The sequence below is a fragment of the Mesorhizobium sp. M1338 genome (assembly GCF_040318045.1).
Lineage (GTDB): Bacteria > Pseudomonadota > Alphaproteobacteria > Rhizobiales > Rhizobiaceae > Mesorhizobium.
On record NZ_JAMYLL010000133.1, the window covers coordinates 1 to 1,305 of the forward strand.

Annotated in this window: 1 protein-coding gene; it reads right to left on the reverse strand. The window is 62.5% G+C overall.

The features are described 5' to 3' along the window. A partial coding sequence (locus NKH19_RS33290) for an IS110 family RNA-guided transposase (protein ID WP_352983943.1) occupies positions 1 to 1,036 on the reverse strand: 1,036 nt, incomplete at its 3' end. Between the last annotated feature and the right edge of the window lie 269 nt (positions 1,037 to 1,305).

Sequence of the window (1,305 nt, forward strand, 5' to 3'; positions counted from 1 at the left end):
CCGATCTGAACTTGCGGGCGAGCAAGGCCGGCCGGGCCCAGATGTAGTCGGTATCCTTGCTCAGCATGTGCCAGATGATCATTGCAAGCTTGCGCGCAGTGGCGACGGCCGCGATGTGCTTCCCGCGGCGCGAGGCGATCCGCTTGTGGAAGGCGCGAAGAGGTCCTGGCGATCGCACAGCCGCCCATGCCGCCTCCACCAGCATCCCCCGCGCATGGCCGCGGCCCTGCTTCGTGATGCGCCCGTGATAGGCTGGCCCCTCACCGGACTGCCGCACGCTCGGATTGAGGCCAAGATAGGCAACGAGCTTCTGTGGATCGCTGAAGCGCCGTATGTCGCCGATTGCCGCGGCAACGCTCGCAGCCACGGTGACGTCGAGGCCGGGCAACGTCATCAGGCGGCGGATTGTCGGATCCTGGAGGGCATGTACGGCGATATCCGCCTCGACCACCGTCAACGCCTCGTTGATCTGGTTAATCAAGCCGAGGTGGCGCTCGATGGCGGCGCGCTCATCCGCAGGCAATATTTGCCTCGTCAGCCATTTGCGCCCGCTGATCCCGACGAGGTTCCCATGCGGACATGGCGGGATCAGGTGGGCGTGGAGGATTGACTGGATCAGGTTCTTCAGCCGCGAACGCTGGCGAACCAGCTGTGTCCGCCTGGTGACCTGTCTTCGGAGGGCAAGGGTCCCCGGATCCGGAACCCAGACCTCCGGCAGAAAGCCCGAGGCGTAGAGCTTCGCAAGGACAGTGGCGTCGATCGTGTCAGTCTTCACCTTCGCGTGCGCGATCATGTGCACCTGCTTGGGATTGGCGATCACGATCCGATCGACGTAGGGCGACAGCACTTCAGCGACGGCAGCAGCATTGCCCGTGGCCTCGATCACCACATGATCATCGTGGGTGAGTTCCTTCCTGGCGAACTCCTCGAGCTTATTGCGCAGCATTTGAACGCGGCCGAGCTTGACGATCTCGCCATCAAGCAACGACACGACCTCGGCGGCTACGCGGTGTATGTCCATGCCGATAATACGCACGGTTCCCTCCATCGTTGGTCACGAATCAGGGAGCGAGCGGGCAACACGACAAATACGGATCCGCGCTCGCAGCGCATCCGGGCGAGTCGTAGGGGCGGCCAGATAATGTGCTCGAACTCGCAGTTCATCTGCATACGACGGCCTGCCCGCACTTGCGTGCTCCCGGTGCCCCGTGGCCCGGATGCGCCAAGCTTAACGAACCTGACGTACCGAACAAATGATGGCACCAAGAACATCATGCCGGATAATGCCTTCGTGGAAAGCTTCAA